This window comes from Citrobacter sp. B72, assembly GCF_016894305.1.
Lineage (GTDB): Bacteria > Pseudomonadota > Gammaproteobacteria > Enterobacterales > Enterobacteriaceae > Citrobacter > Citrobacter portucalensis.
In genome coordinates, this window is record NZ_CP069801.1 from 4,814,297 (window position 1) to 4,833,069 (window position 18,773).

18 protein-coding genes are annotated in these 18,773 nt (G+C 51.1%); 4 read left to right on the forward strand and 14 right to left on the reverse strand.

The window, feature by feature from the left end:
* Positions 1-86: 86 nt before the first annotated feature.
* From JQN59_RS23020 to cpxP, 6 genes are all read right to left on the reverse strand, one after another.
* Positions 87-1,391 (reverse strand): SLC13 family permease, encoded by a 1,305-nt coding sequence (locus tag JQN59_RS23020; RefSeq protein WP_008787026.1) that lies wholly within the window; start codon positions 1,389-1,391, stop codon positions 87-89.
* A 73-nt stretch (positions 1,392-1,464) separates the two neighbouring features.
* Positions 1,465-2,214 (reverse strand): CDP-diacylglycerol diphosphatase, encoded by a 750-nt coding sequence (locus JQN59_RS23025; RefSeq protein ID WP_204528151.1) that lies wholly within the window; start codon positions 2,212-2,214, stop codon positions 1,465-1,467.
* A gap of 104 nt (positions 2,215-2,318) precedes the next feature.
* A complete protein-coding gene (sbp, locus tag JQN59_RS23030; protein ID WP_149607383.1) occupies positions 2,319-3,308 on the reverse strand; it encodes a sulfate/thiosulfate ABC transporter substrate-binding protein Sbp in 990 nt (329 codons plus the stop codon).
* A 200-nt stretch (positions 3,309-3,508) separates the two neighbouring features.
* The gene (pfkA, locus tag JQN59_RS23035) at positions 3,509-4,471 is read right to left on the reverse strand and encodes a 6-phosphofructokinase (protein ID WP_003825214.1); all 963 of its coding nucleotides are present in this window, start codon (positions 4,469-4,471) and stop codon (positions 3,509-3,511) included.
* A gap of 185 nt (positions 4,472-4,656) precedes the next feature.
* A complete protein-coding gene (gene fieF, locus JQN59_RS23040; protein ID WP_003825216.1) occupies positions 4,657-5,559 on the reverse strand; it encodes a CDF family cation-efflux transporter FieF in 903 nt (300 codons plus the stop codon).
* A gap of 147 nt (positions 5,560-5,706) precedes the next feature.
* Complete coding sequence (gene cpxP, locus JQN59_RS23045) at positions 5,707-6,207, reverse strand: cell-envelope stress modulator CpxP (RefSeq protein WP_008787022.1); 501 nt, start codon at positions 6,205-6,207, stop codon at positions 5,707-5,709.
* Positions 6,208-6,357: 150 nt separating this feature from the next.
* On the opposite strand from cpxP, the gene cpxR reads away from it, so the two are divergent.
* Together cpxR and cpxA are read left to right on the forward strand one after the other, a co-directional pair.
* Positions 6,358-7,056 carry an envelope stress response regulator transcription factor CpxR gene (gene cpxR, locus JQN59_RS23050; RefSeq protein WP_003028763.1) on the forward strand — a complete coding sequence of 233 codons (699 nt, stop codon included), beginning with the start codon at positions 6,358-6,360 and terminating at the stop codon, positions 7,054-7,056.
* Positions 7,053-8,426 carry an envelope stress sensor histidine kinase CpxA gene (gene cpxA, locus JQN59_RS23055; protein WP_003028758.1) on the forward strand — a complete coding sequence of 458 codons (1,374 nt, stop codon included), beginning with the start codon at positions 7,053-7,055 and terminating at the stop codon, positions 8,424-8,426. Before cpxR ends, cpxA begins: the two co-directional genes overlap by 4 nt.
* 40 nt (positions 8,427-8,466) lie before the next feature.
* Here cpxA and JQN59_RS23060 read toward each other — a convergent pair whose 3' ends face one another.
* The 4 genes from JQN59_RS23060 to yiiM all read right to left on the reverse strand — a co-directional run bounded on the left by JQN59_RS23060 (position 8,467) and on the right by yiiM (position 12,402).
* Positions 8,467-9,711, reverse strand: coding sequence for an MFS transporter (locus JQN59_RS23060; protein ID WP_103015331.1), 1,245 nt, complete (start codon positions 9,709-9,711; stop codon positions 8,467-8,469).
* A gap of 122 nt (positions 9,712-9,833) precedes the next feature.
* Positions 9,834-10,787 (reverse strand): sugar phosphate isomerase/epimerase family protein, encoded by a 954-nt coding sequence (locus JQN59_RS23065; RefSeq protein ID WP_048215188.1) that lies wholly within the window; start codon positions 10,785-10,787, stop codon positions 9,834-9,836.
* Between the two features lie 8 nt (positions 10,788-10,795).
* A complete protein-coding gene (locus JQN59_RS23070; protein WP_020996112.1) occupies positions 10,796-11,500 on the reverse strand; it encodes a GntR family transcriptional regulator in 705 nt (234 codons plus the stop codon).
* A 227-nt stretch (positions 11,501-11,727) separates the two neighbouring features.
* Entirely contained in the window at positions 11,728-12,402 is a 675-nt protein-coding gene (gene yiiM / locus JQN59_RS23075; protein ID WP_048215189.1) for a 6-hydroxyaminopurine reductase, read from the reverse strand.
* Between the two features lie 152 nt (positions 12,403-12,554).
* Between yiiM and JQN59_RS23080 the strand changes: the two genes are divergently transcribed.
* The gene (locus tag JQN59_RS23080; protein WP_149607382.1) at positions 12,555-13,451 is read left to right on the forward strand and encodes a dihydrodipicolinate synthase family protein; all 897 of its coding nucleotides are present in this window, start codon (positions 12,555-12,557) and stop codon (positions 13,449-13,451) included.
* Between the two features lie 41 nt (positions 13,452-13,492).
* Here the strand turns inward: JQN59_RS23080 and kdgT are convergent, their stop codons facing one another.
* Both kdgT and sodA read right to left on the reverse strand, forming a co-directional pair.
* Positions 13,493-14,476, reverse strand: a complete 984-nt coding sequence (gene kdgT, locus JQN59_RS23085; RefSeq protein ID WP_020996114.1) for a 2-keto-3-deoxygluconate transporter — start codon at positions 14,474-14,476, stop codon at positions 13,493-13,495.
* 233 nt (positions 14,477-14,709) lie between these two features.
* The gene (sodA, locus tag JQN59_RS23090; protein ID WP_003825239.1) at positions 14,710-15,330 is read right to left on the reverse strand and encodes a superoxide dismutase [Mn]; all 621 of its coding nucleotides are present in this window, start codon (positions 15,328-15,330) and stop codon (positions 14,710-14,712) included.
* 289 nt (positions 15,331-15,619) lie between these two features.
* Between sodA and rhaT the strand changes: the two genes are divergently transcribed.
* Entirely contained in the window at positions 15,620-16,654 is a 1,035-nt protein-coding gene (rhaT, locus tag JQN59_RS23095) for an L-rhamnose/proton symporter RhaT (RefSeq protein ID WP_003825242.1), read from the forward strand.
* Here the strand turns inward: rhaT and rhaR are convergent.
* A complete protein-coding gene (rhaR, locus tag JQN59_RS23100; RefSeq protein ID WP_149607381.1) occupies positions 16,651-17,499 on the reverse strand; it encodes an HTH-type transcriptional activator RhaR in 849 nt (282 codons plus the stop codon). The two genes, rhaT and rhaR, sit on opposite strands and share 4 nt — an antisense overlap.
* 147 nt (positions 17,500-17,646) lie before the next feature.
* On the reverse strand, positions 17,647-18,495 hold the full coding sequence (gene rhaS, locus JQN59_RS23105) for an HTH-type transcriptional activator RhaS (protein WP_149607380.1): 849 nt from the start codon (positions 18,493-18,495) through the stop codon (positions 17,647-17,649).
* Positions 18,496-18,773 lie beyond the last annotated feature (278 nt).

Here is an 18,773-nt window from a genome sequence, read left to right on the forward strand (position 1 = left end):
AAATCTGCGCTCAGGCATTAACCGATATTGCCGCGCATAATACAATTCACTCACTCACAAAACATAAAATTAACATTTTGATACAGCTACAGTTTTCCTAACACCGTAAACCAGGCGTAATCCAGCGGCAGAAGAATCAAATACGTTGCCGCCGCCAGTGCGATACACAGCAGCATCCCCGCCCTTGCAGGTACTTTCCCGAGCGCCATCGCCACTACGATCGGTGAAGCCTGGTACGGCAACAGTGGCGTGGAATAACCCAGCACCTGGATCATAATCACCGACAGCAGCGGGAATCCCGTCGCATCGGCAAAACTTTGCGCCAACGTGGTATACAGCGCCGGAACACCGTTCGCCGTCATAATAAAATTAAGCGCTGTGGTAATACCGGTCAGCGCGAGGAAACTGGTAAACGGCTTTTCCGCATCCAGCGGCATCACCTGTAACAGCGCTTCGCCAACAGCGCTACCAATACCGGTCTGCGTGACGGTGATCGCCAGCCCCAGAATACCCGCCACATAAATACAGGTACGAATGTTGACCCCAGTTGAAAACTCGTCGCCATTGATAAAGCCAACCCGTGGTAGCAATGTGATAACTGCCGCCGCCAGCCCGGTCCACGCGGGGCCAATGCCGTGCCAGCTTTCGCTTACCCACAAGAACAGCACCACCGCTAACATCCAGGCCAGACGTTTTTCATCCCGGCTCATCGGCTCCGGCGGCGTGAGATCGCGCGGCGCATGCGGCTTGCCAGGGAACAACCAGCAGATAAGCACAATGAGCACCGCGCCTTTAAGCCAACCCAGAACCGGCGTATGCAGCAGCAAATAGGGAAGATAATTGAGGTGGATGCCGTAAGAGCCTTCCGCCGCGCCGCTCATCACCAGATTCGGTACGTTAGCGGGTAAAATCGTCGCAGAAAGCTGGAACGTCCCAAACCCGACGGCCAGTGCCAGACCATACCAGGCGCGCGTGCCGTCGTTAATTCCAGCCCGTTTCGCCATCGCCGCGACAATCGGCATCAGCAGCGCAATGCGGCCCATGTTGGATGGCATCACAAATGCCAGCGCGTAACTCAGCAGCACTACGCTCGCCACCATTAACGGCCAGGAATCAGTCAACCTCGATGACAGCGCCCTCGCCGCCCTGTCCGCCAGCCCCGTTTTACGAATCGCAATACCCAGTACAAAACCGCTAAACACCAGCCAGAATGCGGAGGACGCAAAGCCGCCAAAAATCACATCCGGTGGCGCGATTTTGGCGACCATCGCCACGGCAAAGAACAGCAGCGCCGTTATAAACTCCGGCAGCAGCGACGTAGCCCAGAGCAGAATGGTGATACCAACCACCAGAGAGGGGATAAACAGAGGGTGTGTAAGCCAGAGCGACATGCCTGTCTCCTGTTGTTTTTTTCAACAAGAATACGGGGACAGGCATGCGGAGTAAACGCCAGATTAGGTGGGGTTAACGCAGAATATCACATTGATGATCCTGAATTTCCTCAGCGGAGGCGAGATTCAGAGCCAGCAGATTGCGCTGAGTAGCCAGCAGGACAAAGGATTCGTCGTTCTGGCGCACCATCGCCAACGCATAGCTGCCCATATGCTCACGCGCATCCGGCACCTCTTCCGCCAGCATCATAAACGGGCTGCGTTGTGCCAGTTCATTTTCCGTGACGCGACGCGCCAGATATTCATGACCGCGCAGCCCACCCGGTAATGGTAGCCAGCGGGTGCTGATTTTCGCCAGGTTGTCATCCAGCTGCTTTCTGACATCGGTTCGCAGGCAGGAGATATGAATATGCAGGTGATTTTGCGTACGCCCGCTACGTGAATTAATGGTCAGAGAGACTGCTTTGTCAGGGATTTCCTGGCCGTATTTTTGGCTCATAAAGCTACGCGCCTGCCAGGCCAGCCAGAAAAAGTTCGGCGTGCCTGATTTCAACAGCAGCGGACTTTCCGTACCGTTGATCCGCCAGGTAGGCATCAACAGATATTGCAGTGGGCCGTTACGGTCTTTGAACACCACATATCCGGCATCCGGCTTTACTTCAGCGCATGGGGCGGGGTCCTGCTGCTGCAACTGGTGCGGCAGGCATTGCTGAAGAACGATCTGGCGTAATGCGTCCGGGTTGCCGGTGAATTTCCAGTACCCGATACCTGCAGCGGCGGCGACCACAATCACCGCCAGTAAAAGATAGCCTGCTTTTTTCATTACGCGTTTCCTGTATCCCATTGAAGGGCAAGAGTAACGCAAAACCATGACAAATAAAAAACCCGGTCGCGTTAGGCCACCGGGTCGGTAAATCACAGACTTATTTATCGTTTACTGATTTGGTCGAACGTACCGCCGTTAGAGAAGTGCTCTTTCTGCGCTTTCGTCCAGCCGCCAAACTCTTCGTCGATAGTGAACAGCTTCAGCTTCGGAAATGCGTTTTCGTATTTCTTCGCGACTTCTGCATCACGTGGACGGTAGAAGTTTTTCGCTGCTATCTCCTGACCTTCCGGCGAGTAGAGATACTTCAGGTAAGCTTCCGCCACCGCTTTGGTATCTTTCTTTTCCACCACTTTATCAACCACGGATACGGTCGGCTCCGCGAGAATAGATTCACTCGGGGTCACTATCTCGAATTTATCTTTGCCCAGCTCGTTCGTTGCCAACAGCGCTTCGTTTTCCCAGGCAATCAGCACATCACCGATACCACGTTCAACGAAGGTATTGGTTGAGCCACGTGCGCCAGAATCGAGTACCTCAACGTTTTTATACAGGACCTTCACAAAGTCTTGTGCCTTGGCCTGATCGTTGTTGTTGTGGTGCAGGGCATAGCCCCATGCCGCCAGATAGTTCCAGCGAGCTCCGCCGGAGCTTTTCGGGTTTGGCGTAATGACCGACACGCCCGGTTTGATTAAATCGTTCCAGTCATGAATTTGTTTGGGATTGCCTTTGCGGACCAGGAACACGATGGTGGAGGTGTAAGGCGCAGAATTATCCGGTAGGCGTTTAATCCAGTTTTTATCGATACGGCCACGTTCAGCAATGGCATCCACGTCGTAAGCAAGTGCCAGCGTCACAACATCGGCTTCAATGCCGTTGATGACGGAAGTCGCCTGTTTACCCGAACCGCCGTGCGACTGGCGGATCACAACGTTGTCGCCCGTTTCCTGCTTCCAGTACGCACTGAAGGCCTTATTGTACTGCTCGTACAATTCACGCGTTGGATCGTACGATACGTTAAGTAACTGAATATCCTTTGCCAGAACGCTGGTCGATGCCAGCAATAATGTTAACCCTACGCCCCATTTGTTCATCGCCCAGCTCTCTTAGGTAGTGTTGTGATGAGCAAAGCGTGCCAGAAAGGCATCCAAACATTAAAGAATAAAAAAAGATTTGCTATAACTTGGGGGAATATATGGAGTCGAGTTTTTGCCTGATGGCGCTACGCTTATCAGGCCTACGATTTGCATCATGTAGGCCGGATAAGGCGCAAGCCGCCATCCGGCAATTGCAATTAGTACAGTTTTTTCGCGCAGTCCAGCCAGTCACCTTTGAACGGACGCTTCATGTTTTCGATAGCGTCGATGATGTCGTGGTGAACCAGCTGCTCGTTCTGAATACCTACGCAGCGACCGCCGTGACCTTCCAGCAGAAGTTCAATGGCATAGGCGCCCATACGGGATGCCAGGATACGGTCGTAAGGAACCGGGGAACCACCACGCTGAATGTGACCCAGTACGGTTGCACGCGTTTCACGACCCGTTTCTTTCTCAATGTAATGTGCCAGTTCGTCAACGTCACACATGTGTTCAGTGATCGCTACGATTGCGTGTTTTTTACCTTTCGCGATGCCCGCTTTGATTTCAGTAACCAAATCGTCACGGCTGAATTCCACTTCCGGAACCACCACGAACTCACAGCCACCGGCAATCGCTGCTGCCAGGGTCAGGTCACCACAGTAGCGGCCCATCACTTCAACGATAGAAATACGCTGGTGAGAAGAAGAGGTATCACGCAGGCGGTCAATCGCTTCGACAACGGTACCCAGAGCGGTGAAGTAACCGATGGTGTAGTCGGTACCTTTGATATCGTTATCGATAGTGCCCGGCAGACCGATGCATGGGAAGCCCATTTCGGTCAGGCGTTTTGCACCCATGTAAGAACCGTCACCCCCGATAACAACCAGGGCGTCGATGCCACGCTTCTTCAGGTTTTCGATCGCCACCGCACGTACGTTTTCATCACGGAATTCCGGGAAGCGAGCAGAACCGAGGAAAGTACCGCCACGGTTGATCATGTCGGACACGCTGTAGCGGTCAAGCTGGACCATACGGTCTTCATACAAACCCAGGTAGCCATCATGGATCCCCATGACTTCCAGCCCTTCCGTCAACGCTGCACGTACAACACCACGGATTGCTGCGTTCATGCCCGGCGCATCACCGCCGCTTGTCAACACACCGATTTTCTTAATCATGACTACCTCTGAACTTTGGAATGCAAAATGAAATCTGCTGCCGGAAGTCGATTCCGCATATCGAAACGATCCAACGAATATGCAGATAGTATAACAATCACTTCCTGCTGAATTGATTCAGGTCAGGCCAAATGGTGGTAATTTATACACAAAATGCTGGCCCGGTTCACTTTTTTTACAACGAATTATGAAAGCTCAAACATCTTGCCTTCCTTGGGTACGACTGAACAGGGATCCTGATGAATGATGACATCCGATCCCGGGAAACGCCGTAAAATTGCCTGCTCAACCTGTTCAGCCACTAAATGCGCCTGAACGAGCGGCAGATTATCTTCCATTTCCAAATGAATCTGAATAAAGCGGGTCGGCCCTGACTGCCGCGTGCGAAGATCGTGAGCGCCGCTGACTCCAGGCCATGACGTCACGATATCAATAATTTCCTGACGTTCCTCATCGGGTAAAGCGCGATCCAGCAAAGATTGCACTGCCTCATACCCCATGCGTAATGCGCTATATAAAATATAGATGCCAATCCCGAGCGCAAACAAGGCATCTGCACGATGCCAGCCATACCATGCCAGCCCGAGCGCAATGAGAATCGCACCGTTCATCATAACATCAGACTGATAATGAAGCATATCTGCCCGAACGGCCTGACTTTGCGTGCGCTTCACTACCCAGCGCTGAAACGAGACCAGAATGATTGTACACACTAACGCAATGATGGTGACAACCACCCCAACGCCAGGATCTTTCATCGGCGTGGGTTGGATGAGATGCTGAATCCCGGTCAGGAATAAAAACAGCGCCGAACCAGAAATAAACATGCTTTGCGCCAACGCCGCCAGCGATTCCGCTTTTCCGTGTCCGAACGTATGCTCATCATCGGCCGGTTGCAGCGAATAGCGCACCACCAACAGGTTGGTTAACGACGCCGCGATGTCCACCAGAGAATCCACCAGTGCAGCCAGAATACTGACCGATCCGGTGTACCACCACGCAAAAATTTTGATCAAAAGTAACAGCGATGCCATCACGGTTGCCGCGATTGCCGCCCGGCTCACTAGCCGCCCATAGGTTTGATTCATAAACACTCCTGCCAGGATATGCCGCTAGTATAACGGATGAAGTAAAACAGTCAGGCAATAACCGAGGGACAAATTTTGGGCAAAAAAAACCCCCACATCATGTGGGGGAAGACAGGGATGGTGTCTATGGCAAGGAAAACAGGGTTACTACTGGGAACGTGAGTTGCTACTACTCAATAAATTCAACGATGAGCTTTTTTTCCAGTGCGCTACATCGCGCAGTTGCTCCATTCGTTGTTCATGTTTCTCATTTAAAACCGCTTGCTGCTCTGGCGTTAACAGGCGATACATCTGGTTGCGGATCCTGGCTATTTCAACCTGGCGGGCAACCTGTTCTTGCGCCATTCTTTCTGCCTGAGCGCGCACTGCGCTTTCATCAAATTTCTCTGCGGTGACAAGGCGATGCATTGTCTCCATTTCGCTAACATTAACAGGAGGCTGTTCGTGTCTTGCCTGCTGCATTAAATCTCGCATCTGTTGACGTTGATGTTCGGTTAAACTGATACCGTCAAACATGTGGCTCTGAACGCTGCGTTGCGATGAGCCTTCACCCAGGTGCCAGTGATCGCCTGTGACGACTTCAGCTGCATGGCTAAATGTACTGAGTGCCAGCGTTGAGGCCATGACGGCAGCGGTAACTTTGCCCATCACTTGCTCCCAAAATCTTTTCTGTCGCGATTCAACGAGAGACAGTTTACGATTCGGGCTGCAAACATGCGTCAGGGGGTGTAAAACAACGTAAAGTCATAGATTAGCGACGCCTGATGACGTAATTTCTGCCTCGGAGGTACGTAAACAATGAATAAAATCCTGTTAGTTGATGATGACCGAGAGCTGACTTCCCTGTTAAAGGAGTTGCTCGAAATGGAAGGTTTCGATGTGCTGGTTGCCTATGATGGGGAACAGGCGCTTGAGCTTCTGGATGACAGCATCGATTTACTTTTGCTCGACGTCATGATGCCGAAGAAAAACGGCATTGATACGCTGAAAGCACTTCGTCAGACACACCAGACACCCGTAATCATGCTGACCGCTCGCGGCAGCGAATTGGATCGCGTACTTGGCCTTGAGCTGGGCGCGGACGACTATTTACCTAAACCGTTTAACGACCGTGAACTGGTCGCGCGCATCCGCGCTATTCTGCGTCGCTCACACTGGAGCGAACAGCAGCAGAACAGCGATAACGGTTCGCCGACGCTGGAAGTTGATGCGTTAAGCCTTAATCCGGGTCGCCAGGAAGCCAGCTTTGACGGGCAAATTCTGGAGTTAACCGGCACCGAATTCACCCTGCTCTATTTGCTGGCTCAGCATCTCGGTCAGGTGGTTTCGCGTGAGCACCTGAGCCAAGAAGTGCTGGGCAAACGCCTGACGCCTTTCGATCGCGCGATCGACATGCATATCTCGAACCTGCGTCGTAAGCTGCCAGAGCGTAAAGACGGACACCCGTGGTTTAAAACCCTGCGTGGTCGCGGCTACCTGATGGTCTCCGCTTCATGATAGGGAGCTTAACCGCACGCATCTTTGCCATCTTCTGGTTGACGCTGGCGCTGGTGTTGATGTTGGTACTGATGTTACCCAAGCTCGACTCACGCCAGATGACCGAGCTACTGGACAGCGAGCAGCGCCAGGGGTTAATGATTGAGCAACATGTTGAAGCTGAACTGGCGAACGATCCACCCAACGATTTGATGTGGTGGCGTCGCTTGTTTCGGGCGATAGACAAGTGGGCGCCGCCAGGACAGCGGCTATTACTTGTTACGACGGAAGGACGCGTGATCGGCGCAGAACGCAACGAAATGCAGATCATTCGTAACTTTATTGGTCAGGCCGATAACGCCGACCATCCGCAAAAGAAAAAATACGGTCGCGTTGAGATGGTCGGGCCTTTCTCCGTCAGAGACGGTGAAGATAACTACCAGCTGTATCTCATACGACCTGCCAGCAGCTCACAATCTGACTTTATCAACCTGCTGTTCGACCGACCGCTGTTGTTGCTGATCGTCACCATGTTAGTCAGCTCACCGCTATTGCTTTGGCTTGCCTGGAGTCTGGCGAAACCGGCGCGTAAGTTGAAAAACGCGGCGGATGAAGTAGCTCAGGGTAACCTACGTCAACATCCTGAGCTGGAAGCCGGTCCGCAGGAGTTCCTGGCGGCAGGCGCAAGCTTTAACCAGATGGTGACGGCATTGGAACGGATGATGACCACACAGCAACGCCTGCTGTCGGACATCTCCCACGAGCTGAGAACACCGCTAACGCGTCTGCAACTGGGCACCGCTCTGCTGCGCCGTCGTAGCGGTGAGAGCAAAGAGCTGGAGCGCATTGAAACAGAAGCTCACCGACTGGACAGCATGATCAACGACCTGCTGGTGATGTCACGTAATCAGCAGAAAAACGCGCTGGTCAGCGAAACAGTGAAAGCTAATCAGCTTTGGGGTGAAGTGTTGGATAACGCCGCCTTTGAAGCTGAGCAGATGGGTAAATCACTCACGGTGAATTTCCCGCCGGGTCCGTGGCCGCTGTACGGTAACCCAAATGCGTTGGAAAGTGCGCTGGAAAACATTGTGCGCAATGCCCTGCGCTATTCACATACGAAGATTGAAGTTGGCTTCGCGGTGGATATCGACGGGATTACCATCACCGTGGACGACGATGGCCCAGGCGTTAGCCCTGAAGACAGAGAACAGATTTTTCGTCCGTTCTATCGTACCGATGAGGCGCGCGATCGCGAGTCTGGCGGAACAGGTCTGGGTCTGGCGATTGTGGAAACCGCGATCCAGCAGCATCGTGGCTGGGTGAAGGCCGAAGACAGCCCGCTGGGTGGTTTACGGCTGGTGATTTGGTTACCGCTGTATAAACGCGCTTAACAGGCTTCCCCGGTCATTTATTGCCGGGGAAGCACTCACGTTATGCTGCCGCAGCCGCTAGCTTTTGCTTTTTAATCCGCTTCACCAGAATTGTCGAACAGATAAAGCCCATTAAGCTGAACGCAATCATCACGCTAAAGACATAGTTGTAGCCAGTGATGCCGCTATTGGTATCCAGCAAATAGCCGTACAACGTGTACGCAAACATCGCTGGCATATAACCGATGATGCAACCAAATGCCATTGCCGAGCCCGCATACTCACGTGGGGTACCGATCTCATCCATCGGCGCGAAGAAAATGGCGCGCTGTGAGAAGATAATCGCTCCGAACCCTAATGTCGCCGCCATACCGATATACACGTTCATTGTTTGATGCGGTAACTGCATGAACACAAGCATCGCCACAGCAGAGATCAGGAACGTCCACTTCAGATACACTGTCGGTGATTTAGCAACTTTATCTGCCAACATTCCACCAATCGGCCCGCCTACCATTTTTAACGCATACTGGTTGATGATGCCGTACGCACCGACGAGAGCTACCGGCAGCATATAGATATCTTTTAAGAACGGGATAAAGTAAGTCAGTCCACAGTACGCGGCATAAACGAAGAAAATACCTAAAGAAGCCAGCCAAACATTAGGGCAGGACAAAACATGTTTGATACCCTTTAACACTTCCATGTTGGCACTGGTTTTCTCGCCGCCTTTCACTTTGTCATCATCGACAATAAAGTACGTCACAATACCTGCCACAAGCGTAATTACCGTATAGAACAACAGGCCCGCCTGCATCCCCGCTTTACCTTCACCAAACTGGACGAAGACAAACAGAGCACCAGATGCAACGATAACATCCACCACGCCACGTCCGGCTTCTAAAAAGCCGAACATGCGTCCTTGTTCTTCTTTCGTTCCCAGCAAACGAACGGCTTTCAGCAATACCGGCCAATAAACCACATCGGCAAAGAAAGCCATCGCGGCAAAGCAAATGAGATAACCAGTAAATGACGGTAGCGTTGCCAGATATAAACCACATAACCCAACGCCAATCAGACCGAACGGTAATAATATTTTCTTGGAGTAACGATCTGCGATATAGAGAGAAAGAAAAAGTCCAGTTGTCTGAACAATCGTATAAACCGTAAAGCTCAACCCAATTTGCGTATTAGTTAAACCCCAGTCATTCTGCATTGGCACATAGAAAACATCTTTCATACTTGAAAGCTTGAATATCGTGCCGCCGCCTAAAATCAAAAAACAGAGCCTTGCCCATTTATTCATGAACATGATTAAACCCTCATTGCTTGTTGAGAGAAATATCTAAATTAAATTGTATAATTAATAAAGCCAGGGGATTACTTTCATAATCCTTTCCGCATTTAATAATATTTTAAGAAAACTAATTAATTGCCTATAAACTTGTCACATATATCACGAATGTATTTTATTTGGGCAAGAGCATGTTCTTTTTCCTGCGCCAGTCGCGCATCAACCATGTTGCTGTCAGGCAGCGGCGTATAACTTGCATCGCGCCATGGGATCCATGGATTATCACCCTCATCGTCGAAGCGAAATGCAGGGGCATAATATTCAACTTCTTCTTCCAGGCCAAAAGCATGTACTTGCGGTTTATCTTCACCTAAAAGTAATAATGCCTTAAGCATTTCTTCCATGGGTAAATCGCCGTGTCCTGAACGACAAGCCTCATGCCCCCAGCCTTTACCTTCTTTAATAATTTTTGCGTCTTTGATATGCACCTGAGTGATCAGAGGAGACATAACCTCTAACGCAGAAAGCGGCTGTTCATTAGCATTAATCATGTTGCCAAAATCAAACAGAATAGAGAGATTTTTCATCCCGCTATTGTTAACCAGCGTCACCAGCTCATGGCCTTGCAGATCTTCATGCTGTTCGATAGTAAAGCTTAGTCCGCAATCGTCATACTGAGACAGCCATGCAATATCATTGGCAATCTTCGCCATAACATCGTTGAGATGCCCTTCATAACGCGGGTAGAAACGCACTGAAGTTGCACCAGTAGCAACAGCAATACGGATGGCATCCGTCAATGTCGCCTTATCCGATGCGCTTGTTTCGATATGCACATCCAGATTATATTTTTTGGCCTTCTCTTTAAAATCGTGTAGCTGCTGATCGTTCAGTTTCTGCAGTGATTGGGACTCACCATCCTCAACATGTATTTTTACACCCTTCAATTTTTGCTGATGCGCAATATCCAGAAGATCCCCCGGCAGGACTCTCTCGTAGCGCATATTCAGATGAAAAGCATAAGCATGTAGGTACAGCGGTATATTTCTCGCGCGTTCCGCAAGAAGTTCTTGGTTACATTTTCCCATTATTTTTCTCATTCATCGCGAATAACAAGTTCCACTGATTCAAGTCGCCAGTATTCGAAATCAACCTGAACCACTTTTTTATCTCGGGTAGCCCGATGTTTTTCTACTAAAATTCCATACGTATTAGGCGCAACACCCAGCTCTTTGCAGGCCACTTCTGGCATATTGACCGGTTTAAAAATCATTTCTTTGATATTTAAAACATGGCCAAACGCATCTTCCCAGACGCTGGCAAAAGACTGATTGCCCAATTTATTAATGAATCCTGGCGCAACATCAGCATCAATATAGGATTCATGGTAAAACACTTTATGTGAATCAAGACCGCACCAGCCGGTAACTAAATAGCGGTCACCGGAGGAGAGAAAAACATCATCAACATGATGCGGAACTGTATCAATGGTTTCTTTGGTTAAATAATCCCAAAAAGGCTTACGTCCCTGAGCACAGGCTTCAGCATTGAAACTGGAAAGTGATTTAGGGTTATAAATAAATCGCTTCGACGAAATAAACCAACCACTGCGGTTCTTGCGGAAAATACGCGCATCGATCTCAAGCTCAATCAGAACCTGACGTAAGGTCATACGCTTTGCATCCAGCAGCTCACATAACTCCCTTTCCGAAGGCAATTTGGACCCCGCTGGTAAATTCTTCTCGTTTAACCAGCTTTCAAAGCGCTCCCTGAGCACATCAACATTGTTTTTCTTTTTCATTTCGCTCATCTGGTTTAAACCAATTTGAAGCTAAGATATTTGAGTGCAGGAAATACTCAAGTTTTTTTTCAACGCAGAGTTTCTTTTTGTGGACCAGGTATCAAGAATGGCTTTGAAGCAAACCGAGACCGTCAGGTTTTTGCCCGGTTTGGTACGCAGGGGATGAACCACGGGGGAGAGGTAAATCAGGTGTCGCCACCTGATTTAATTGCCAGATGAAGGTAGGTTTATTTTCCCCACAAACGGCGGGAATTGTCTTCGATCTTGCCGCTTAAACGGCGCTTTTGCATCGTTCTGGTCCAGCTTTTTGATAACCCAGCAGCCGACAGTAAACGGTGATATTGCGAATCATCAAACGGCATATGCCAGGCGATAGCAATGGCCTCCCGCACGCTGACGTCGCTCACGCGTGACGCCAGGATCAACGGCGCGTCTGCTGACACCTGACCAGGCGCGATGACGCTGCACAGCCAGCCTGTCTTACCCGCATCCTGCATCTGGCTGGCCATATCGCTGATGCCAAAATGGAAATTCAGCTTAAAGCATGGCGAGCGCGGCTGCGTGACCTGAATCAGCGCCTCTCCCCACTGGAAAATGTCGCCAATATACACATTCTCTTCAGTTAGCCCCTCAGTAGAGAGGTTCTCACCAAACGCAGGCGCGACAAATAGCTCCGCCTGCTCCGGAAATGCTTGTCTCCAGTGCTGGTAGTGCTCACGCGGATAGTGACACAGCGCGCGATCCGGCCCGCCGTGAATTTTCGTTTCCGCCTGTTCATCCCCCGTCAGCCCCAGTTCGGTCAGCATCAACTCACCGTCAATCTGGACTTTAGCAATCGCGCTGGGACGGCTTCCCGTGTAGTCCCGAACTTTGCCCGTAAAAACATCGACCGGATATCGCATCTGTTCCCTCTCCCGATAAATTTCCCCCATTACACCACATTTATTTTACCCCAGTCGCTCAAAATGAGAGCACGGTTCACATGAAACTTAGGGACACATGCTATCAATGTAATCTAGTTTTGAAACATCATTTCAAATAAGGAGTCGACAACGTGACTGGTCAATCGCAATTTGCTGGCGTCTGGTGTCCTTCCATTACGCCAATGGACAATGATGGCAAGATCGATCTCAACGGTCTAAGCCTGCATCTCAAACGCCTTACCGAGGCCAAAATCGACGTGATTTTGCTGATGGGCAGCATCGGGGAATTTGCCTCCTTTACGCTCGAAGAAAGGCTGCTGCTGATCCGCGAGGCCCGCACTATGAGCTCGCTAAAGATGGTCGCCAACGTCTCATCCACCTGCCAGAATGATGTTTTATTGATGGCGCAGGAAGCGTATCGCGCAGGTTACGATGCCGTGATGATCCTGCCGCCCTACTACTACGGACAAACGGCGAAACAGCTGCTGAGCTACTTCCGTCAGTTGGGGCAGAAACTCAGCGGCAAATGGTTTGCTTATAACTTCCCGGCACGCACCGGCTGCGATTTAACCCCCGAACTGGTAGCCACCCTCGCCGCCGAGTTCCCGAATTTCGCTGGCATTAAAGACACCGTCGACTGCCAGTCCCATACCCGCAGTATGATTCAGACCACCCGCGCCGTGCGGGAGGATTTTGCCGTGCTGTCCGGCTATGACGAATACTACATTCCCAACCTGTTAGCAGGTGGCGCGGGGATAATTTCAGGGTTGAACAACGTCATGCCGGAACTGTTTGTCAGCGCGCGGGAAGCGTTTAAACAGGGCGACCTGGCAGCGCTTCGCGATATTCAGGACCAGATTGGCTCCTACATGTCCATCTATGCTATCGGCGAAGATTTTGTCACCACCATCAAAACCGTGGTATCGCGTAAGTTTGGCTATTGTACCGGCGTGTCACGTAATGCCGGTGGAGAGTTGAACGAGAGTGAGTGTCGAACAATCGATGAGGTGTTTGTCGTCAAAGGGTAAATAATTAAGCCGGATGGTGCAGACCATCCGGCTTAAGAGACTTACTTCACGGTGCCACGAATATCAATTTCTGCCGCCCTTGCTTTGGCCCTTTTCGACCAGATAGACGTGATAATCGGCACCAGAATGGAGGTCACAATCACCGACGTGGCGACCAGGGAAGTTGCTGCCGGTGCCATCGGTTTAAATGCCGGAACCATTTCAGCAATCAGCACAGGCGTAGCAACCGCCGCCCCCGCAGAACTGGAAGCGGCAATCCCCGCCGTACCATCGCCACCACCAATCAGTTTATCGGCGATAATCAATGGAATACCAGTGATGATAATCACCGCCACGCCCAGCAGAATACCCAGCACGCCGGTCTGCGCAATCACGCTCAAATCAATGGTGTTACCTAATGCGAAGGCAAAGAACGGGATCAGCGTCTGCACCGCTTTGCTGAAGAACTCCCGCAGTTCAGGGTCCAGATTCCCCAGCGCAAAGCCAATCAGGAACGGCAATACCGCACCAACAAATACGTGTGGTTCAAACGACGCGATCCCGGCGGTTCCCAGAATCACCATGGTCATCAGCGGGCCAGACTCCAGCGACATCAGGACAAACGCCCCGGCCTCTTCTTTGGTGCCGTACTGCTGCATAATCGAGGCATACAGCCCGCCGTTGGTCATATCCATCGCGGCCACCAGCGCCAGCGTAGACAACCCAGCGAAGAATCCGACCTCTACACCATGTTCCGGCAGAATGCGTGAAGCAATCGCTGCAACCACCCACGCCACCAGAATCTTGGTGATGACTAACGTACCTGATTTACGCAGCACGGTGCCGGTGGCGCTTAGCTTGATCGACGCCCCCATGCAAAAGAACCAGACTGCCAGGATAGGCACCGTACCGGTGATCATACCGTTGGTAAAAGAGCCGAAATATTTGCCGGCGCCGGGGGAAAAGGTGTGACACAACGCGCCCAGGAAAAGCGGCACCAGCATCATACCGCCTGGGATTTTCTCTATCGTACGTTTGATCTGCATTTCCATCACCTGTAGACATAAAAATGGGGCAATTTTTATGGGCGATTGCATCTTGCTTTGAGATGCGCCCGTCTTGATGAAAAGAAGATAGACATTCATAGAGACTATAAAAGTGATCCCACTCGCATAATAAAACCTTGTTTCAATTTAAGTGGTTCATTGTTTTTATATTGAGTTTGATCACAAAAAAACCCCACAAGCATCGCTTGCAGGGCTTTGTTAAAGCGTAGAACTTATTTTTTTGCTGCGAAACGCGCGGCAGCTTCGTCCCAGTTCACGACGTTCCAGAACTCTTTGATGTAGTCCGGGCGACGGTTCTGGAATTTCAGGTAGTAAGCGTGTTCCCAAACGTCCAGGCCCACGATTGGGAAACCGGAAGCGCCAGAGATAGCTTCACCCATCAGCGGGGAATCCTGGTTGGCGGTGGAAACAACAGCCAGTTTGTCACCTTTCAGAACCAGCCACGCCCAGCCGGAGCCAAAGCGTGTTGCCGCTGCTTTTTCAAATTCAGCTTTGAAGTTGTCAACGGAGCCGAAGTCACGTTCGATAGCCGCTTTCAGGTCGCCCTGCAGCGTAGTACCGGTTTTCAGGCCTTTCCAGAACAGGCTGTGGTTAGCGTGACCGCCCGCGTTGTTACGCAGTACGGTTTTCTTGTCTGCTGGCAGTTGATCCAGTTTGGTGATCAACTCTTCAACGGACAGGCTGGCGAATTCAGGCAGGCTTTCCAGCGCAGCGTTGGCGTTATTTACGTAAGCCTGGTGGTGTTTGGTGTGGTGGATTTCCATCGTCTGCTTATCGAAGTGCGGTTCAAGGGCATCATAAGCGTACGGCAGGGATGGCAGTGTATAACTCATAATCATCTCCAGTATTGTCGGGCGGCCAGTGTTAACGCCGCGTAAGCAGTTGGGTCATTATAGTTAATTAAATGATATTGAAAATGATTATCAATGCCGTACTTTTTACAGGGTCTTCATGAATCAAAACCATTGTTAAAGATGTGAGCCGAATCACCCACTTAACGTGATGATTGCCAACATGCGCAAAAGGACGGCAATCGTTAAAAGGTTAACCACCTGCGTAATTTTTAAACTCGTTAGGTCGGAGGGGTCATTACCGACGATAAAAAATAACGAGGATTAAGTCATGAGTAACGCGATTACGATGGGTATCTTTTGGCATTTGATAGGGGCAGCCAGTGCCGCCTGTTTCTATGCCCCGTTCAAGCAAGTCAAACATTGGTCATGGGAAACGATGTGGTCGGTTGGCGGGATCGTCTCCTGGATAATCCTGCCGTGGACCATCAGCGCCATGTTACTTCCCGATTTCTGGGCCTACTTCAGCTCCTTCAGCCTCTCCACACTGGCGCCGGTATTTCTGTTTGGTGCAATGTGGGGGATTGGCAATATCAACTATGGCCTGACCATGCGCTATCTCGGTATGTCGATGGGTATCGGGATTGCGATAGGTATTACGCTGATTGTCGGCACGCTGATGACCCCGATTATCAACGGCAATTTTGATGTACTGATCAATACCTCTGGTGGCCGCATGACGCTGCTTGGCGTACTGGTCGCGCTGATTGGCGTGGGCATTGTTACCCGTGCCGGTCAGTTAAAAGAACGAAAAATGGGCATCAAAGCGGAAGATTTCAACCTGAAAAAAGGTCTGGTTCTGGCCGTCATGTGCGGTATTTTCTCCGCCGGGATGTCCTTTGCGATGAACGCGGCGAAACCGATGCACGATGCCGCCGCCGCGTTGGGCGTCGATCCGCTGTATGTCGCCCTGCCTAGCTATGTGGTCATTATGGGCGGTGGCGCGCTTGTTAACCTGGGCTTCTGCTTCATTCGTCTGGCAAAAGTGAAGAACTTGTCGATAAAAGCCGACTTCTCGTTAGCCAAACCGCTGATTATCACCAACGTGCTGCTCTCTGCGCTTGGTGGCTTGATGTGGTATCTACAATTCTTCTTCTACGCCTGGGGCCACGCACGTATTCCGGCGCAGTATGACTATGTAAGCTGGATGCTGCACATGAGCTTCTATGTTTTGTGCGGCGGGATTGTCGGTCTGGTATTGAAAGAGTGGAAAAACGCGGGTCGTCGTCCGGTCAGCGTGTTAAGCCTCGGCTGCGTAGTGATCATTGTCGCGGCAAACATTGTCGGTCTGGGAATGGCCAGCTAAGCATGCTGAGTACTGAGATGACGCCACTGGCTCGGCGTCATCCCGGTTTCCCGCGTAAATACCACCGAAAAGTAGTTACTGTCCTCAAAGCCGCAGCGCATGGAAATCTCGCTAATCATCAACCGACTATGTTTGAGCAGATACTGCGCATGGCAAACCCGCACCTGGCGGAGATACTGGTTGATGGTCATCCCGGTCTGGCTGCGAAACTGCTGGCGCAAAACGCGCTCGCTGCATTGTTCGCGCTCGCAAAACGTATCCAGTTCAAACGCATGCTCATGGCTACCGGCTAACGCGGTGATCAGTTTATCCAGCAGCGTTTCACTGGAGGTCGCCGGTAGCGTATCCGTGGCATAACGATGCCGCTTAAGGTGTGTCACCAGTTGCCCGAACAGCAGTTCAGCCATGGTAAAAGCCTGTGCATCACGTTGATTGCTTTCATGCTCAAGCTGGCTTATCACCTGTCGGGCCTGGGTCATGCCAACGCTACCGAGTCGCCAGTGCGGCTGCCTCGGCGTACCGTCAAATCCGGGGATCGCCCCTTGCCAGTCAACATTCAGCGTCAACCGCTCCGGGCAGTAGATGATATTTTGCAACACCAGGTCGTTCACGGAGGTGTAGGAGTGTTTATCTTCGGCGCGAATGTAAAACAGATCGCCACGGGTTATCCGGTACGGGCGATCGTTAAGGACATGCAGACCATTACCGCGCCAGACCATGACCAGCTCGCAAAACTCGTGGGTATGCTCAGCAAAGACATCCTGCGGATAACGGTCAGCCACGGCCACAGCCTGCTGCTCATGCGCAAAGAAGTCTGATTTCAGAAGAACCAGATGATTCGCCATCACAATATTCCCTGTCGGATGGCGGCTACGCCTTATCCGACCTACAGATTACGTGACACGTAGGCCGGATAAGGCGTAGCCACCATCCGGCGTTAAGGGACATGATTATCTGAGATTCGGCGGTAAAAAACGTTGATAGCTTTCGCGTTACTGGAGGCGGCTTGCCACAACGAGATCGCGCCCCTGACGAATATCGCGTGGTGACCACTTGAACTCACGACGAAAAAGCGTCGAAAAGTGGTTACTGTCGCCGAATCCGCAGAGATAAGCGATGTCTGTCACGCTGTCATCACTGTGGCGAAGCAGATGCCGGGCCTTGATCAGCCGCAAGCGGTTAAGGTAGCGCTGCGGCGTCAATCCGGTTTGCTGTTTGAGCTGGCGATGCAGAGTGCGCAAAGAGAGGGAAAACTTCTCGGCCAGCGCCTCCCAACACACCTCGTCAGCAAAGTTATCTTCCAGCCACGCCATCAGGAGGTTAAGCCGCGCGTCGTTATCGGTCGCTGCTTCCATCAGGCTGCTTTTACGCAGCAGTACCAGCAACTGCATAAACAGGATCTCGCGATTTGCCGCCGTTGGTGTATCCATCCCCTCACCGAGCGCTTCCATCTGCCCCACCAGTTGTCGAACCTGCTGCAACACCCCCTGATTCACCCGCCAGTGGGAGGGATACTGCCCATTCTGTTCCTGAGGTAAAAGCTGATTCAGCCCAGCCAGAAATTGAAACGCATCCGGGGAGCGATACAACACATTGGTCAGGCACAGATTGTCAGTATGTTCATATAAATGCCGGTCATGATCGCGAACGAAACACACCGTACCGCCGCTGATTGTGAAAGGCTGCCCGTTGAACACATGGATCCCCGTTCCATGTTCGACCACCACAATTTCATGAAAATCATGATGATGCTCTGGAAACGCAGGTTGAGGAAGCCGCGGTTCAATAGCCACTGGCGCTTTACCTGTCGGAAAAAAATCCACGCAATGCAATACCGTCATGATGACATCCTTCCCGATCAAATGAACATGGCTGAATAGTAATTAAGGGTTATCACCCTCACCTTAAATTTTTGACGCCAAAGTGCGTAAACACGGTTAATTCTTCAAGAAATGGCGGGAAAGATCGGGAATTGCGGAAGGCGTCACATCCGCTAAAACAGGTCCTATTAATAGAAATTGTGAACAGCGTCACGTTCACCTTTGCCATGTTGCCAGCCGCTAATTGTGGCTGTCACTGTCAAGAAGGTACGCGTTATCTGGGGTTCTTAGACTGAGTG

What these genes read in the sequence shown, in the direction of transcription:
- yiiM (WP_048215189.1), bottom strand. Translation starts at nt 12,402, where the DNA reads ATGCGATATCCGGTCGATGTTTTTACGGGCAAAGTTCGGGACTACACG.
- JQN59_RS23070 (WP_020996112.1), bottom strand. Translation starts at nt 11,500, where the DNA reads ATGAAAAAGAAAAACAATGTTGATGTGCTCAGGGAGCGCTTTGAAAGC.
- rhaS (WP_149607380.1), bottom strand. Translation starts at nt 18,495, where the DNA reads ATGACGGTATTGCATTGCGTGGATTTTTTTCCGACAGGTAAAGCGCCA.
- cpxR (WP_003028763.1), top strand. Translation starts at nt 6,358, where the DNA reads ATGAATAAAATCCTGTTAGTTGATGATGACCGAGAGCTGACTTCCCTG.
- sodA (WP_003825239.1), bottom strand. Translation starts at nt 15,330, where the DNA reads ATGAGTTATACACTGCCATCCCTGCCGTACGCTTATGATGCCCTTGAA.
- rhaR (WP_149607381.1), bottom strand. Translation starts at nt 17,499, where the DNA reads ATGGCGAATCATCTGGTTCTTCTGAAATCAGACTTCTTTGCGCATGAG.
- rhaT (WP_003825242.1), top strand. Translation starts at nt 15,620, where the DNA reads ATGAGTAACGCGATTACGATGGGTATCTTTTGGCATTTGATAGGGGCA.
- JQN59_RS23025 (WP_204528151.1), bottom strand. Translation starts at nt 2,214, where the DNA reads ATGAAAAAAGCAGGCTATCTTTTACTGGCGGTGATTGTGGTCGCCGCC.
- cpxP (WP_008787022.1), bottom strand. Translation starts at nt 6,207, where the DNA reads ATGGGCAAAGTTACCGCTGCCGTCATGGCCTCAACGCTGGCACTCAGT.
- JQN59_RS23060 (WP_103015331.1), bottom strand. Translation starts at nt 9,711, where the DNA reads ATGAATAAATGGGCAAGGCTCTGTTTTTTGATTTTAGGCGGCGGCACG.
- JQN59_RS23020 (WP_008787026.1), bottom strand. Translation starts at nt 1,391, where the DNA reads ATGTCGCTCTGGCTTACACACCCTCTGTTTATCCCCTCTCTGGTGGTT.
- kdgT (WP_020996114.1), bottom strand. Translation starts at nt 14,476, where the DNA reads ATGCAGATCAAACGTACGATAGAGAAAATCCCAGGCGGTATGATGCTG.
- sbp (WP_149607383.1), bottom strand. Translation starts at nt 3,308, where the DNA reads ATGAACAAATGGGGCGTAGGGTTAACATTATTGCTGGCATCGACCAGC.
- fieF (WP_003825216.1), bottom strand. Translation starts at nt 5,559, where the DNA reads ATGAATCAAACCTATGGGCGGCTAGTGAGCCGGGCGGCAATCGCGGCA.
- pfkA (WP_003825214.1), bottom strand. Translation starts at nt 4,471, where the DNA reads ATGATTAAGAAAATCGGTGTGTTGACAAGCGGCGGTGATGCGCCGGGC.
- JQN59_RS23065 (WP_048215188.1), bottom strand. Translation starts at nt 10,787, where the DNA reads ATGGGAAAATGTAACCAAGAACTTCTTGCGGAACGCGCGAGAAATATA.
- cpxA (WP_003028758.1), top strand. Translation starts at nt 7,053, where the DNA reads ATGATAGGGAGCTTAACCGCACGCATCTTTGCCATCTTCTGGTTGACG.